Below are 15,792 nucleotides of genomic sequence, written 5' to 3'. Positions count from 1 at the left end.
TGTTTCAGTACTATGTCTGAGCGATAGCGCCGGGAAATGGTTATAAGAACAGCGCTGGCAGGGCTTTTTGCTTAAAAAATCGAGGGTTAAAGTTGAAAGAGCGTGAGTAACTCGCTCATACTCTATACTCGCAGAGTCACCCGGCGTAGCATGGCACAACGCATGGGCTCTTAATGAAAAAGGAAAACGTCGTGGCAGAAGAAACTATATTCAGCAAAATTATTCGTCGTGAAATTCCGTCGGACATCGTATACCAGGATGAACTGGTCACTGCGTTTCGTGATATTTCACCTCAGGCACCAACGCATATTCTGATCATCCCGAACGTTTTAATCCCAACCGTCAACGATGTGACGGCAGAGCATGAGCAGGCGCTGGGACGAATGATCACAGTGGCGGCGAAAATCGCTGAGCAGGAAGGCATTGCCGAAGATGGATACCGTTTGATTATGAATACCAACCGTCACGGCGGTCAGGAGGTGTATCACATTCATATGCATCTGCTGGGTGGACGTGCGCTTGGTCCAATGCTCGCGCATAAAGGTCTTTAAAAATGACCAGAGGATGCATTGCGCTTACGTTGGGTCTGCTGTTGCTGGCTGGCTGCCGTTCACACCCGGAAATTCCGGTCAGTGATGAACAGTCTCTGGTGATGGAATCAACAGTACTGGCGGCGGGTATCACCGCAGAGCCGCCTGAATTAACAACGTCTGATATTCAGGTCTCAGCATCCTCACGACTCTATAACGAAAGACAAGAACCCGTTACCGTTCATTATCGGTTTTACTGGTATGACGCCAGAGGGCTGGAGATGCACCCTCTGGAAGCGCCACGCAGCATGACTATCCCGGCTCGTTCGTCGGTAACGCTGTACGGCAGCGCCAATTATCTGGGGGCGCACAAGGTTAGGCTTTATCTTTATTTGTAAGGGGTGAATCTTGAAGATCAAAATGAATCGCTACGCATTGATTGCCGCGCTGGCGATGTTTCTCTCTGGTTGTGTGGCTCAACGTGAGCCCGCGCCGGTAGAGGAAGTGAAGCCAGTACCGGAACAACCCGTGCAGCCGCAACAGCCAGTTCCGGTTGTACCAACGGTGCCAACCATACCGCAGCAGCCGGGTCCGATTGAACACGAGGACCAAACGGCGCAGCCAACCCCACGTCAGCGTCATTATGACTGGAACGGGGCAATGCAGCCGATGGTCGGCAAAATGCTGCAAGCTGAGGGTGTGAAAGCTGGGGGCGTACTGCTGGTTGATAGCGTAAATAACCGTACCAACGGCTCGTTAAACGCAGGTGAAGCCACCGAGACTTTGCGAAATGCGCTGGCGAATAATGGTAAATTTACCCTGGTTTCTGCGCAGCAGTTGGCAGTAGCCAAGCAGCAGTTAGGTCTGTCGCCTAACGACAGCCTGGGAACACGCAGCAAAGCGATTGGTATTGCCCGTAACGTTGGCGCGCAGTATGTGCTCTATTCCAGCGCTTCCGGTAACGTCAATTCACCTGCGCTGCAAATGCAATTAATGCTGGTACAAACTGGCGAGATAATCTGGTCAGGTAAAGGTGCCGTTCAGCAACAATAACAAACTGACGCGCGATGAAGTTCTGTCGCGCTATTTCCCGCAGTATCATCCCGTCGTAGCCAGCCAGAGCGGCCTAAGCGGCGGGAGCTGCATCATCGAACATCAAGCCCACCGTTTAGTGCTGCGCTGTCATCACGATCCTTACGCGCCAGAATCGCATTTCTTACGCCACTATCATGCGTTAAAGCATTTGCCAGAAAGTCTTGCGCCGCGTCCTCGCTTTTATACGCGCGGATGGATGGTCGTCGACTTTTTTCACGGTAAGGTAGAATCCAGATTACCGGACGCCGACGAACTCGCTGGCTTATTGTATCATCTGCACCAGCAGCCTCGATTCGGCTGGCGAACCAGCCTGCTGCCGCTACTCGAGCAGTACTGGCAGTGTAGCGATCCGGCACGTCGTACGTCATGCTGGTTGCGCGCCCTGAAGCGGCTAAGAAAAAGCGGTGAGCCTCGACCTTTGCGCCTGGGGCCGCTGCATATGGATGTCCACGGCGACAACATCGTACGTACAGACTCGGGGCTGCGGCTGATTGACTGGGAATATGCCGGCGACGGTGATATTGCCCTAGAGCTGGCGGCGGTATGGGTCAGCGATGAGTCCCAGCACCAACGGCTGGTTAGCGCCTACGCCCAACGAGCGCATATTGAGCAAGATGCGCTCTGGCGACAGGTCAGGCGATGGCAAATCTGGATAATGATGCTGAAGGCGGGGTGGTTTGAGTATCGCTGGCAACAAACCGGCGATCGACAATTTATCAGGCTGGCCGATGAAACCTGGCGGCAGCTAACAATGAAAGGATAAGGAGAGCAGTGTGGGCCCAGTAATGTTGGATGTCGAAGGGTATGAGCTGGACGCTGAAGAGCGTGAGATTCTGGCGCATCCGCTGGTAGGTGGGTTGATCCTCTTTACCCGAAATTATCATGACCCGGAACAGTTGCGTGAATTAGTGCGCCAGATCCGCGCGGCATCGCGTAATCATCTGGTGGTGGCAGTGGATCAGGAAGGGGGGCGCGTCCAGCGCTTTCGTGAAGGTTTTACCCGTCTGCCCGCGGCGCAATCTTTTGCTGCACTGCATGGACTGGAAGAGGGGGGCAAACTGGCTCAGGAAGCTGGATGGCTGATGGCCAGTGAAATGATCGCGATGGATATTGATATTAGCTTCGCGCCCGTTCTGGATGTGGGGCATATCAGCGCAGCAATCGGCGAGCGCTCTTACCATGCCGATCCGCAAAAAGCGTTAGCGATGGCAACCCGTTTTATTGATGGCATGCATGCGGCCGGAATGAAAACGACCGGTAAACACTTCCCCGGACATGGTGCAGTGACGGCGGATTCGCATAAAGAAACGCCAACCGATCCTCGCTCAGAAGCCGAGATCCGCGCGAAAGATATGTCGGTATTCCAGACGTTAATCACTGAAAACAAACTGGATGCCATTATGCCTGCGCACGTCATCTACAGTGATGTGGACCCGCGCCCGGCGAGCGGCTCGCCACACTGGTTAAAAACGGTACTGCGTCAGGAGCTGGGTTTTGACGGCGTGATTTTCTCCGACGATTTGTCGATGGAAGGTGCGGCGATTATGGGGAGCTACGCAGAGCGCGGGCAGGCATCGCTGGATGCAGGTTGCGATATGATCCTGGTCTGCAATAATCGTAAGGGAGCGGTCAGTGTGTTAGATAATCTGTCGCCGATCAATGCAGAACGTGTTACACGTTTGTATCATAAAGGTTCATTTTCACGTCAGGAACTGATGGACTCGGCACGCTGGAAGACGGTAAGCGCCCAGCTCAACCAGCTTCATGAGCGCTGGCAGGAAGAGAAAGCAGGTCATTAACGCACGTTTGGCGAGGATGCGATGATTATCTATTTACACGGTTTTGACTCTAACAGTCCGGGCAACCACGAGAAAGTATTGCAACTGCAATTTATTGACCCGGATGTCAGGCTGATTAGCTACAGTACGCGGCATCCTAAACATGATATGCAGCATCTGCTGAAAGAAGTGGACAAAATGCTGCAGCTTAATGTCGACGACCGACCGCTGATTTGTGGCGTCGGGCTCGGGGGATATTGGGCAGAACGAATTGGTTTCCTGTGTGATATTCGTCAGGTGGTGTTTAACCCTAACCTGTTCCCGTATGAGAATATGGAAGGGAAAATCGACAGGCCGGAAGAGTATGCTGATATCGCCACAAAATGTGTGACCAACTTCCGCGAGAAAAATCGCGATCGCTGCCTGGTTATTCTGTCACGCCATGATGAAGCCTTGAACAGCCAGGGTTCATCGGAGGAGCTGCATCATTACTATGAAATTGTATGGGATGAAGAACAAACCCATAAATTCAAAAACATCTCCCCGCATTTGCAGCGAATCAAAGCGTTCAAGACGTTAGGTTAATCTTTACTGAGCGTTTAAAAAACCAGCCTTCGGGCTGGTTTTTTTGTCCTAAAAGTCTGGGTTGTCTATCTTTTCAGCATCAAAACTTGATGCACATCAATTTTGGTATGACCAATGCACCGTTCGTGTTATTCTCAGTCTCGAGGAACATTTTCAATATCGTAACTTGTTGTTAATTAAAGGCTATATACATAACTTTTAATTAACAATTGGTTAATAAATTTGAGGGGGTCACGTTGACTACACCATTGAAAAGGATCGTGATTGTCGGCGGCGGTGCTGGCGGACTGGAAATGGCGACGCAGTTGGGTAAAAAACTGGGTCGTAAGAAAAAGGCAAAAATCACGCTGGTAGACAGAAACCACAGCCACCTGTGGAAACCGTTGCTGCACGAAGTAGCAACAGGATCGCTGGATGAAGGTGTTGATGCGCTGAGCTATCTGGCGCATGCCCGTAACCATGGGTTCCAGTTCCAGCTGGGTTCGGTGATGGATATCGATCGTGAAGCGAAAACCATCACGATTGCTGAGCTGCGAGACGAGAAAGGCGATCTGCTGGTCCCTGAGCGTAAAGTGCCATATGACACGCTGGTGATGGCACTGGGCAGTACGTCCAACGATTTCAACACGCCGGGCGTCAAAGAGAACTGTATTTTCCTCGATAACCCGCACCAGGCGCGTCGCTTCCACCAGGAAATGCTGAATCTGTTCCTGAAATATTCTGCAAACCTGGGCGCGAACGGCAAAGTGAATATCGCTATCGTCGGCGGTGGTGCAACGGGGGTAGAACTCTCCGCTGAGCTGCACAATGCGGTAAAACAGTTGCACAGCTATGGTTATAAAGGGCTGACCAATGAAGCGCTGAACGTCACACTGGTGGAAGCCGGTGAACGTATTTTGCCAGCGTTGCCGCCGCGTATTTCCAGCGCCGCGCATAACGAGTTAACCAAGCTGGGCGTACGTGTACTGACTCAGACGATGGTCACCAGCGCTGACGAAGGTGGGTTGCATACCAAAGATGGCGAGTACATCAAAGCTGATCTGATGGTGTGGGCAGCAGGTATCAAAGCGCCAGACTTTATGAAAGAGATTGGTGGTCTGGAAACCAACCGTATCAACCAGCTGGTGGTTGAACCAACCCTGCAGACGTCGCGTGATCCGGACATCTATGCGATTGGTGACTGTGCTTCCTGCGCGCGTCCGGAAGGGGGTTTTGTGCCGCCGCGTGCCCAGGCTGCGCACCAGATGGCATCCTGCGCGATGAACAACATTCTGGCGCAGATGAACGGTAAACCGCTAAAAGCGTATCAGTATAAAGATCACGGTTCTCTGGTTTCTCTCTCCAACTTCTCTACCGTGGGCAGTCTGATGGGCAACCTGACGCGTGGCTCAATGATGGTGGAAGGGCGTATTGCACGCTTTGTCTACATTTCACTGTACCGTATGCACCAGATTGCGCTGCATGGTTACTTCAAAACCAGCCTGATGATGTTGGTTGGCAGCATTAACCGGGTGATTCGTCCGCGTCTTAAACTGCACTAATACTGGCTTATAATGCCGGATGGAATGCTTCATCCGGCACTTTCTTTCAGAGTTCTCTGAATCATGCTGCTTTACCCCCTTTCTCCGCGATTTTCATCCGTAATCTGATTGGCATTATTTACCTTCTGTTGCAAAGTTGTTGCTAATAGCAAAAAAGGAGGAAGTCCCGTGAATAAATCAATGTTGGCGGGTATAGGGATTGGCGTAGCTGCTGCGCTGGGTGTGGCAGCGGTGGCCAGTCTAAACGTTTTTGAGCGTGGCCCACAGTTTGCACAAGTCGTCTCTGCAACACCGATTAAAGAAACGGTAAAAACACCGCGCCAGGAATGTCGTAACGTAACGGTTACTCACCGTAAACCTGTACAGGATGAAAACCGTATTGCCGGTTCCGTGCTGGGTGCGGTTGCCGGGGGCGTAATTGGTCATCAGTTTGGTGGTGGCCGCGGCAAAGACATTGCGACCGTTGCTGGTGCGCTAGGTGGCGGTTATGCAGGTAACCAGATTCAGGGGTCAATGCAGGAAAACGATACGTACACAACCACACAACAACGTTGTAAAACAGTGTATGACAAATCAGAAAAAATGCTGGGCTACGACGTAACGTATAAAATTGGCGATCAGCAGGGCAAAATCCGCATGGATAAAGATCCCGGTACGCAAATTCCGCTGGATAACAACGGCCAGTTGGTTCTGAATAACAAGGCGTAAAATAGCGTTATCATGAATATTAGCCCCCCATCGCTCAGGCTGGGGGGCTTTTTTTATCAGAAGGTTAAGGCATAGTTCAAACCAAAGGTGCGACCCCGACCTTTGTATTCATACAAGGATGGACTGCCATAAGTCGGGCTGTAGAGTAACGGTGCACGCTGTCCCCAGAGGGTGGTGTACTCTTCATTCAGCAGGTTCTCAACGCTAAAGGTCAGTTTACCCAGCGGGAGCTGATAGCTGCCGATAAAGTCCATCGTATTGTACCCATCCAGCTTGTTGCCACTGGCGTCGCTCAGGTCAAATGTCTGCTGACTCTGTACTCGCAGAGACCACGGTTCTGGCGCCCAGCCAACCCATGCGGTTGCTTTAGATGGCGAAGCCAGAGTGACATCCCATTTTTGCCATTTACCGTTTTGCTTCACTTCCGATTTAATGATGTTGAAGTTACTTCCCAGACTCCAGTCTGTATCAGCAATGAAATAATCCACCGCGCCTTCAAGGCCATAAATCCGGCGATCGTCGGGTTGTACGTTAATGGTCATATCGTTGCGGTTAACGACGATCGATTTATCAGACGTGGAATAGTAAGCGGCGAGCTGTGTACGCAGGTTATCGCCGGTGTAGCGCCACCCCAGTTCGTAAGAGTTAACTTTAATGCCTTCCAGACGTGAATCCGCTACGTTAACACTGCGCTGGAGCTGATAATGATCGCCAACCAGCGAGTAGGTACCGTTGCCGTAGTATTTTCCGGGGTCGGGAAGTTCCACACCTTGAGAGAAGTTGAACCAGGTCTGCTGGCGATCGGTCAGGTGTGCGAGGATGCCCGCGTTAAACAGGAAGTTATCATAGTCTGCTTTGCCACCCGGGATACTATCAGCAGAGTTCGCCAGACCCGTTGCGATGCCTTGTTGTTGCGTATAGCCGACAAAATCATCAACACGGTTTTCAGTCCACTGGTAGCGGATACCGCCGCTGAGCGTAAAGATGTCATTAATGTCGTAGCTGTTTTGCAGGAAAGGCGCGAAGTTGGTGATGCTGTAACCGGGATAGCGCCCGGTGGTGTAGGCCGTTCGGTTATCCATACCGCCAGAGGGGAGGGAATAAGCCAGATCGAAGAATTCTTGATTGGAATCGAATGTTTCGTGATCGGCGTCGATACCCCATGTCAGTTCCCAGTTTTCCATCAGCTGGCTGTTGAGGGTGATTTTGGCACCAAACTGGTCAGTATCCTGCTGTGATGCGGAGAAACTGGTGACCTTACCTTTGCTCAGCGTAGGGAAGGGATAGAATTTAAGTGATTCGTCACGGTAATAGATCTGGCTGACCAGATTCTGGCCGAAGAAATTGGCATCGGAATATTGCAGACTGATCAGATGCCGTTCCGTGCCGGGGATACGGTCGGAATTGAGACCGCTGCTGGTATGAGCGTTGCCGGTTCCCGTCACGGCAGACATGTTCTTGCCGAGATCCAGTCCGTAGTCGTCATCTCCCTGGCTTTTGTAGTACTGCGTAACCAGCTGCAACTGGCGGTTGTCATCAAGCTCAATCGTCCCGGTACCCATCAGATCCAGGCGATCGGAATGCTGCAGACCGGTTTGGGTATTATCGAGCATTAAGGCGTCGTGGTTGGCATCATACCACCCCCCAAACCGTTGATAAGCGACAGACATGCGTCCGGATGCGCGGTCGGTTCCTCCGCTCACTGCGGCGGCAACACGCTCGTCATGATCGTTACTGTTGTTGAAACCGCTTTTGCTGCCCAGCTCGAGTTCAACTTCACGCTCAGGCTGACCTTTTTTGGTGACGATGTTGATCAAACCACCGGTACTTCCGCCGCCATACAGTGATGTTGCCCCAGAGATAACTTCAATGTGTGCAATATTAAACGGATCAATGGAGTCGAGCTGGCGGCTGTCGGTGCGGGAAGAGTTGAGACGAACACCGTCAATAAGCACAACGATGGCGCGACCACGCATGTTCATCCCGTAGTTGGTCCGTCCCTGGCTGCTAACGTCGATTCCGGGGATCAACTGAGCCAGAACATCTTTAAACTCTTTTCCCCCCTGAACCTGCTGTTCAATCTCTCTGCCTTCGATAACCCATGTCGTTTGCGCCATTTCTGCCACGGTGCGTTGGCTCCGGTTGGCGCTGACGATGAGATCTTCTTCTTCTGCCGCCATTGCCGGTAGGGTTAAAGACAGTAACAGAGGATTGAGCACCCAGAGATGCTTATTCATTTGTATTCCTTATAAAATTTGTTGGCCTGTTTTTATTTTTACGGCATGGAAACCGATCGTTACATTATGAAACGGGTATTAAAACAAATGCGAATATTGCTGATAATGATTGACATTATCAATGTATTTTACAAAATAAATGCATTAACCCAATGAAAACAATAAAGAATGTAGGGGTTAAGATGTGCCGCTTCCACCAGGAGCAGCGTAAGCTCCCGGTGATGACATTAAGACGTGGGTAGTGTGGGAATGGTTAATCTTTAATCAGTTCAGGCCACAATCGTAATGTGGTGTGCGCGATCTGCATCAGTTTTTCGAACGAGGCTCCTTCGCGGGCGCTGATCGACATACCCTGCAAAATACAGTTCAGATATTCAGCCAACTTTTGTACATCGCAGTGTGCTGGTATTTCACCCTTTTCCTGTCGTTGATGCAGAAACTGAGCCAGCGTCTGTTCCTGCATGGCGTGACGGGATTTAACCGTGTGCGCAATGTCCCGGGAGGAGGCGGCCAGCGTAGCGGATGTGTTAATCATGAAACATCCCGCAGGCGTGTCTTTACTGGTGAAGCAGGTCGCTATGGAGGTGAAATAGTCCTCAAGTGCAGATTCGAGGCTTTTTTCTTCACAAAACAGTTGGGCTTCGTGTTTTGCCGCGAAGCGACTGATATAGCGGTCCAGCACGGCACGAAACAGTCCTTCCTTATTGGTAAATTCTGCATACAGCGTAGGCGCTTTTGCCCCGGTTGCTTCTACGAGATCGGCGAGCGATGTCGCTTCATATCCGTGCTGCCAGAAGAGTGTCATGGCCTTATCAAGCGCGGCTTCCCTGTCGAACACTTTTGGTCGGCCACGGCTTTTTTTTGCACAACCTGTCGTTTCAGTTGTCATGGTGCCGTTGTACCTGGTTGGGTTTATTGAATAACCATTATAAAAATAATCGCGCAGACACTCCAGTGCATTCAAGATAAAAATAATTCAATGCTATTGATATGAAAAATAAGACCTTTGTACTTTAAATAACAATCGTTATAAAAAAATGTTGACGTGTGACCTGGATCACATCTATGATTTATCTATCGATCGTTAAGTTAATCGCTTACGGCACACATTCATCTGCTAAAGGTCACTATCATGAAAAACGTAAAAACTCTTTTTGTCGCTGCTGTCCTGAGCTCACTTTCATTTGCAAGCTTTGCCGCTGTTGAAGTTCAGGCTACACCTGCAGGCCAACAGAAAGTCGGTATTATCTCCGCCAACGCCGGGACTAATTTAGGTTCTCTGGAAGATCAACTGGCACAGAAAGCAGATGAAATGGGGGCGAAGTCATTCCGTATTACTTCTGTTACCGGTCCTAACACCCTTCACGGGACTGCAGTTATCTATAAATAAGTTGTAAGCCCTCGCAATGCCACTGCGAATTCAATAAAAAACCCCGCGGGAACAAACCGGCGGGGTTTTTTTATGGCCTGAATTTACAGCGTTTGTGCAGGAGCATCGTGATGGCGCGTCACGTCTACAGGCATGCCTGAACGTAGCTCCATTGCATGCTCCATCACCGCTGCGTCTGTTTGTGCCGCATTTTTAAAGTTCTGCATTGATGAATTCAACACGATTGGCAGTAACTGCGGGTCGTCATTAATCTTTTCTGACAGCGGTTGGTGTACTTCAACCAGGCGCATACCGTTAGGTTCAACGGAGGCTTTAATCGGCGTGTTGATGATGTTCACTTTGGTTCCCGGCGTAACCTGACGGAATAAGGTTTCAATATCACCGTCACGCAGGCGAATACACCCGGAACTAACACGCATACCGATGCCAAAATCCGCGTTGGTTCCATGCAGCAAATACACACCGCCGTAAGCCGCTAAGCGGATTGCATGATGGCCCATCGGGTTATCCGGCCCGGCAGGTACTACGGCAGGGAGGTCGATACCATTGGCTTTATACCGTGCGCGGATATTCGCTGTTGGTGTCCAGGTCGGGTTAGCACGCTTATCAGAGATGGTGGTGACCATTGTTGGCGTCAGGGTGTCGCCGCCTAACTGGCCAATGCCAATGGGATACACGGTCACCGATTTTGTCCCTGGCTGGTAATAGTAAAGACGCAGTTCGGCGAGGTTAATGACAATCCCTTCGCGTGGGGCATCCGGTAGCAGAGTTTGCAATGGGATGGTTAAAACACTGCCCGGGCGAGGTACGTATGGATCGACGCCGGGGTTAGCCTGCAGCAGCGCTAAAAAGCCGACGTTGTATTTTTTCGCAATGGCTTCCAGCGATCCGCCGTTGTTTTCGACAACGTGAGTGGCATTTTCGCCCACCAGTTTGCTGCCTGGCGGCGGGAGCGGCCAGGTATTCGCTTGAGCCGGGAGCGCTAATGCGACGGTCGCCGCGAGCGTAAAAAGCGTTAGCCAGCGAGAGAGTCGTTTATTGTTTAACATCACCTAAATCCATTGTTTTTACGTGGTTTTTATTATGTAAAAGTAAACAGGAATTATGGCGGTTTGCTGTGTCGGGAAGTGCAGGGAAGTGCAAAGAGTTTGTAAATTCATCGGCCGGGCAAGCACCATGCTCACCCGGCCGGAACGCTACGCTATGGCGTTTTCTTCAAGTTGACGCATAAACTGACGTACCCAGTCGATACGGGTTTTACGCTCGCTCAAATCTTGCATGAACTTCAGCCGGGTAGGGCCATCCAGACGGAAGTGTTGGGGTTGCTTTTGCAGTAAGCCAATCAGCCACACCGGGTTGACGTGGTTCTTCTCGGCAAACTCAATCGTCCCGCCTTTTTCATTGCCTTCCAGCTTTCTGATACCCAGTTTTTGCGCTTGCTGGCGCAAACGGGCAATATCCAGCAGCGTACGGGCCGGGTCAGGCAACAAACCAAAACGGTCAATCAGTTCAACTTTAATCTCTTCCAGCTCGTTTTCGCCTTTCGCACTGGCAATCCGCTTGTAGAACGACAGTCGCGTATTCACATCGGGAATGTAGTCATCTGGCAGTAGCGAAGGCATGCGCAGCTCGACTTCAGTTTGCTGGTTGGTGAGATCTTCGAGCGACGGTTCGCGTCCCTCTTTTAGCGCATCAACCGCGTTCTCCAGCAGTTCCATGTACAGTGAGAAGCCGATGGTTTCCATCGAACCGCTCTGATCTTCACCCAGCAGTTCCCCCGCGCCGCGAATCTCGAGGTCGTGAGTGGCCAGCGCAAAACCTGCACCCAAATCTTCCAGTGAGGCAATTGCCTCAAGGCGTTTTTGTGCATCGGTGGTCATCGCTTTCGGATGCGGCGTCAACAGCCAGGCGTAGGCCTGGTGGTGTGAACGTCCCACGCGGCCGCGTAGCTGATGCAATTGTGCCAGCCCGAAATGGTCAGCGCGCTCGATAATAATGGTGTTAGCGGTTGGAATGTCGATCCCGGTTTCGATGATGGTGGTACACACCAGCACGTTGAAGCGCTGATGGTGGAAATCGTTCATCACACGTTCCAGCTCGCGTTCGCGCATTTGCCCGTGTCCAATCCCGATACGTGCTTCCGGTACCAGCTCTGCCAGCCTGTCAGCGGTTTTCTGGATGTTTTCAACATCGTTGAACAGGTAGTAGACCTGCCCGCCGCGTAGCACTTCACGCAGGATAGCCTCGCGCACCACCAGATTGTCATACTCGCGCACAAAGGTTTTGACGGCCAGACGACGCGCTGGCGGTGTGGCGATAATTGACAGATCGCGCATACCGCTCATCGCCATATTGAGCGTACGCGGGATCGGGGTTGCGGTCAGCGTCAGAATATCGACATCGGCGCGCATCGCTTTAATACGCTCTTTGTGACGGACACCGAAGCGGTGCTCTTCATCGACAATCAGCAGCCCCAAATCTTTGAGTTTCACATCGCTTTGCAGCAGTTTGTGCGTGCCGATGAGAATATCGATTTTACCTTCGGCAACCTGCTCCAGAATCTGCGCTTGCTCTTTGGCGCTACGAAAACGGGACAGCATCTCAATGCGCACGGGCCAGTTGGCAAAGCGGTCGCGGAAGTTGTCGAAATGCTGCTGAGCGAGCAGGGTAGTCGGCACTAAAACGGCCACCTGTTTGTGGTTCTCGACGGCGAGAAATGCAGCGCGCATCGCCACTTCGGTTTTGCCGAAGCCGACGTCACCACACACCAGACGGTCCATTGCCAGCGGTTGGCACATATCGCTGAGTACCGCGTTGATGGCCTGTGCCTGATCGGGTGTGGTTTCAAACGGGAAGCTGTCACAAAACAGCTGATACTGTTCGCGGTCGTGCTTAAAGGCAAAACCTTCTTTTGCCGCACGCTGGGCGTAAATATCCAGCAACTCCGCCGCGACGTCACGCACCTTCTCGGCGGCTTTCTGCCGGGCGCGGGACCAGGCATCTCCACCAAGTTTATGCAGCGGGGCATTCTCTTCCGCGCCTCCGGCATAGCGGCTTATCAAATGCAACGATGACACCGGGACATACAATTTGGCGTCGTTGGCATAGGTGAGCATCAGGTATTCGCCAGTAATGCCGCCTGCTTCCAGCGTGGTCATACCGGCATAGCGACCCACGCCGTGCTCAAGGTGCACGACGGGCTGCCCCGGATGCAGCTCAGCGAGGTTTCGGATCAATGTATCCGGGTTAATTGTGCGGCGGGAATCCTGGCGGCGACGTGCCACACGTTCACCAAGGAGATCGCTTTCGCAAATCAGGGCCAGGTTGCGTTTTGTATCAATGAAACCATGTTCTGCCGCACCAATCATCAGATAGCGACCGCTGCCAGCGGCTTCATCAAGGCGTAAAATACGTTTTGGCGCGACTTTGATGCGAGCCAGAAGTTCGCCGAGTGCTTCACGGCGACCTTCACTCTCTACCGAGAAAATGACCGGGCCGTTGAAGGTTTCCAGGAATTTACGCAGCGCATCCAGCGGCGATTTGTGTTGCGCTTGTACGGCGATGTCCGGCAGCTTCTGGAATCCCAGATTAGTGTTTGCCGCTTTGTTTGCCAGACTTTCGGTTTTGAGCTGGACGCGAGGCCAGTGTTTCAGCTCGGAAAACAGTTCGTCAACCCGCAGCCACAGCGATTCAGGCGGCAGGAGCGGACGCATCGGGTCAACGCCGCGATTCTCAAAACGTGACAGGGTATCGGCCTGGAAGCGTTCTGCGCTGGTTTCAATATCACCGGTATTCACTAACAGCGTATTGGCAGGGAAGTAGCTGAACAGCGGTGGCAGCGGTTCACTGAAAAACAGCGGTTGCCAGTATTCAATCCCGGCAGGTAACGTGCCTTTACTGACCTGCTGATAAATATGTTCGGCGTCGCGTTTCACTTCAAAGGTGTCGCGCCACTGACTGCGGAACAGCTCAATAGCTGTTTTATCCGTTGGAAATTCGTGGGCAGGCAGCAAATTAATGGCGTCGACTTCCTCCAGCGTGCGCTGGGTGTCGGTGTCAAACAGACGCAAGCTGTCGATTTCGTCATCAAAGAAATCAAGGCGATAAGGCAGTTCACTGCCCATTGGGAACAAGTCCAACAATGCACCGCGTGTGGCGTATTCACCGTGCTCCATAACCTGATCAACATGGCGATAACCAGCGCTGTCCAGTTGCTCACGCAGGGCATCACGCGACAGGCGCTGACCCTTTTTCATCACCAGTGCATGACCGTGTAGATAGCTGTGCGGGCAGACGCGCTGCATCAACGTGTTGACCGGTACGATCAGCACACCGCGTTGCATCGCAGGCAGTTGATACAACGTGGAGAGTCGCGAGGAGATAATTTCCTGATGCGGGGAAAAACTGTCATAGGGCAGTGTTTCCCAGTCAGCCAGATTCATCACCATCTGGTCGGTAAACTGACGAATTTCATCATGCAGTCGCAAAGCATTTTGCATGTCCGGCGCGATAAGCACCACGGGTCCCGGATGGTGTTCGGCGATTTCTGCAACCAGCGTCGCGCAGGCGGCACCGGTAAGTTCACCCAACTGGCGCTGATCGCCAGCTTTTGCTGGAAGCGTGTAACGATGTTGTTCAGGCATTCGGTTGTCAGGATCTCGTTTGGATATACGTCTGATAAGCAATGTTTCTTTATTATCCGTGATCGTCCCTCATAAGCAAATTGATTCGCCCCCGGATGGGGGCAAAAAGCGCGTAAGGTTTAGCGGGAAACGGTGGAGAAAGACGGCGGGGAGAAAAGCAGGTCGGCAACGGTTTTTTGTGAAATTTTTCGTACCATTAGTCCGACCAGCGTACACAACAGTAAGCAGGCGAACGGGTACACCAGTAGCAGGGCCAGCTCTACGTTTGCGGACCAGACGGTATGATTGAGTTTAGGAAGCAGCGTTAAACTTATCAGTTCCACCAGAATTCGGTGGGTGGTGTAGATGGCGATAGTATTGGAACCTATCACGCTTAATGGACTGGATGCACTCATGCCAAAACGTTGTTCAAATTGATAAAACAACTTCATGATGAGTACGATGGAAACAAATGAGAGTAATAGCGAAATATTTGCCCGCCAGGCGATGACAGCCACCAGTGCACTCACCGTCACGATGACCGCGTGACGGCGCAGGGGAACGTCTTTGATCCACATCATCAGCGTTGCGCCAAACCAGGCGCCGAGACTATACCAGGGCAAATTACGTATTACGCTGTTCAGCCCCCACCATGGGGTCGGGAAAAAGTTGATGGCCACACTCAGCAACGCAAACAGCATCAGTAGCGGCAATGCCCAGCGGCTGAAGATCTTACACAGGATAAAATAGACAATCAGCGCATACAGATACCACAGACTGGTACTGGCTGTGAGCATTCCGTGGGTAAAGTCTCCCAGCGAACCGGCATAGGCTGCATTGGCCGCCTGGCTCAGGTCGCGTTGCGGGGCCAGCCAGCTATTGAGCGCGGTTAACGTCAGCCATTGCACGATTCCCCACAGCACCAGTACCCAGGCAATACTCCAGATGCGTTTGTCTACACAGGTAGTCCACGGGACGTTTGCAATGTAGCGGCGGATCAGATAGCCCGAAATAAAGAAAAAGACAGGCATGCGAAACGGTGCCAGATACAGATTGAGGTAGATCCAGCATTTGGTTAGCACCTGTGAGAGTGGATGTTGAAAGGCGGTGAGATGGGGATAAAAGGTAATGACCGAGTGGTAAATGACCACCAGGCAGATACATAACCCTTTGATTTGATTAATCCATAACTCTTTCTTATTCATTGCAGTGGCGTATCCATATTGTGTGAGATAGCCTGCCATCCTGCAAAACCCTGCCTTCGCTGTAATGCGTAACCGTCTGCTTTTTATTTTTTTAAGATAAA

Annotated in this window: 14 protein-coding genes; 9 read left to right on the top strand and 5 right to left on the bottom strand. The window is 51.7% G+C overall.

Features of this window, described 5'->3' with window-relative positions; all coding sequences use genetic code 11:
- Window positions 1-191 precede the first annotated feature (191 nt).
- From hinT to HV041_RS11035, 8 genes are all read left to right on the top strand, one after another.
- Window positions 192-551, top strand: a complete 360-nt coding sequence (hinT, locus tag HV041_RS11070) for a purine nucleoside phosphoramidase (RefSeq protein WP_005121105.1) — start codon at window positions 192-194, stop codon at window positions 549-551.
- Window positions 552-553: 2 nt separating this feature from the next.
- Window positions 554-928, top strand: coding sequence for a YcfL family protein (locus HV041_RS11065; protein ID WP_121584512.1), 375 nt, complete (start codon window positions 554-556; stop codon window positions 926-928).
- Window positions 929-950: 22 nt separating this feature from the next.
- Complete coding sequence (lpoB, locus tag HV041_RS11060) at window positions 951-1,583, top strand: penicillin-binding protein activator LpoB (protein WP_048212601.1); 633 nt, start codon at window positions 951-953, stop codon at window positions 1,581-1,583.
- Window positions 1,564-2,388, top strand: a complete 825-nt coding sequence (gene thiK / locus HV041_RS11055) for a thiamine kinase (RefSeq protein WP_121584513.1) — start codon at window positions 1,564-1,566, stop codon at window positions 2,386-2,388. The genes lpoB and thiK overlap by 20 nt, the downstream gene beginning before the upstream one ends.
- 10 nt (window positions 2,389-2,398) lie before the next feature.
- Complete coding sequence (gene nagZ, locus HV041_RS11050) at window positions 2,399-3,424, top strand: beta-N-acetylhexosaminidase (protein ID WP_115602217.1); 1,026 nt, start codon at window positions 2,399-2,401, stop codon at window positions 3,422-3,424.
- 21 nt (window positions 3,425-3,445) lie between these two features.
- Complete coding sequence (gene ycfP, locus HV041_RS11045) at window positions 3,446-3,988, top strand: alpha/beta hydrolase YcfP (protein WP_165712786.1); 543 nt, start codon at window positions 3,446-3,448, stop codon at window positions 3,986-3,988.
- Window positions 3,989-4,224: 236 nt separating this feature from the next.
- The gene (ndh, locus tag HV041_RS11040) at window positions 4,225-5,529 is read left to right on the top strand and encodes an NADH-quinone dehydrogenase (RefSeq protein WP_121584514.1); all 1,305 of its coding nucleotides are present in this window, start codon (window positions 4,225-4,227) and stop codon (window positions 5,527-5,529) included.
- Window positions 5,530-5,697: 168 nt separating this feature from the next.
- Entirely contained in the window at window positions 5,698-6,237 is a 540-nt protein-coding gene (locus HV041_RS11035; protein ID WP_048211960.1) for a glycine zipper 2TM domain-containing protein, read from the top strand.
- A 56-nt stretch (window positions 6,238-6,293) separates the two neighbouring features.
- Here HV041_RS11035 and HV041_RS11030 read toward each other — a convergent pair whose 3' ends face one another.
- Together HV041_RS11030 and comR are read right to left on the bottom strand one after the other, a co-directional pair.
- Window positions 6,294-8,474, bottom strand: coding sequence for a TonB-dependent siderophore receptor (locus tag HV041_RS11030; protein ID WP_115602216.1), 2,181 nt, complete (start codon window positions 8,472-8,474; stop codon window positions 6,294-6,296).
- A 253-nt stretch (window positions 8,475-8,727) separates the two neighbouring features.
- Entirely contained in the window at window positions 8,728-9,363 is a 636-nt protein-coding gene (gene comR, locus HV041_RS11025; RefSeq protein ID WP_182294216.1) for a TetR family copper-responsive transcriptional repressor ComR, read from the bottom strand.
- Window positions 9,364-9,606: 243 nt separating this feature from the next.
- On the opposite strand from comR, the gene bhsA reads away from it, so the two are divergent.
- Complete coding sequence (gene bhsA / locus HV041_RS11020; protein ID WP_040231961.1) at window positions 9,607-9,864, top strand: multiple stress resistance protein BhsA; 258 nt, start codon at window positions 9,607-9,609, stop codon at window positions 9,862-9,864.
- A gap of 83 nt (window positions 9,865-9,947) precedes the next feature.
- Here the strand turns inward: bhsA and HV041_RS11015 are convergent, their stop codons facing one another.
- From HV041_RS11015 to HV041_RS11005, 3 genes are all read right to left on the bottom strand, one after another.
- On the bottom strand, window positions 9,948-10,913 hold the full coding sequence (locus tag HV041_RS11015; protein ID WP_061067736.1) for a L,D-transpeptidase family protein: 966 nt from the start codon (window positions 10,911-10,913) through the stop codon (window positions 9,948-9,950).
- Window positions 10,914-11,060: 147 nt separating this feature from the next.
- Window positions 11,061-14,507 (bottom strand): transcription-repair coupling factor, encoded by a 3,447-nt coding sequence (mfd, locus tag HV041_RS11010; RefSeq protein WP_121584515.1) that lies wholly within the window; start codon window positions 14,505-14,507, stop codon window positions 11,061-11,063.
- A gap of 119 nt (window positions 14,508-14,626) precedes the next feature.
- The gene (locus HV041_RS11005; RefSeq protein ID WP_121585479.1) at window positions 14,627-15,691 is read right to left on the bottom strand and encodes an acyltransferase family protein; all 1,065 of its coding nucleotides are present in this window, start codon (window positions 15,689-15,691) and stop codon (window positions 14,627-14,629) included.
- Between the last annotated feature and the right edge of the window lie 101 nt (window positions 15,692-15,792).

The organism is Citrobacter sp. RHBSTW-00029 (assembly GCF_014104295.1).
In the GTDB taxonomy this organism is placed as follows: Bacteria; Pseudomonadota; Gammaproteobacteria; order Enterobacterales; family Enterobacteriaceae; genus Citrobacter; species Citrobacter youngae.
Note: the sequence above shows the minus strand (reverse complement) of the source record. Positions and strands in the feature narration are given on the sequence as shown.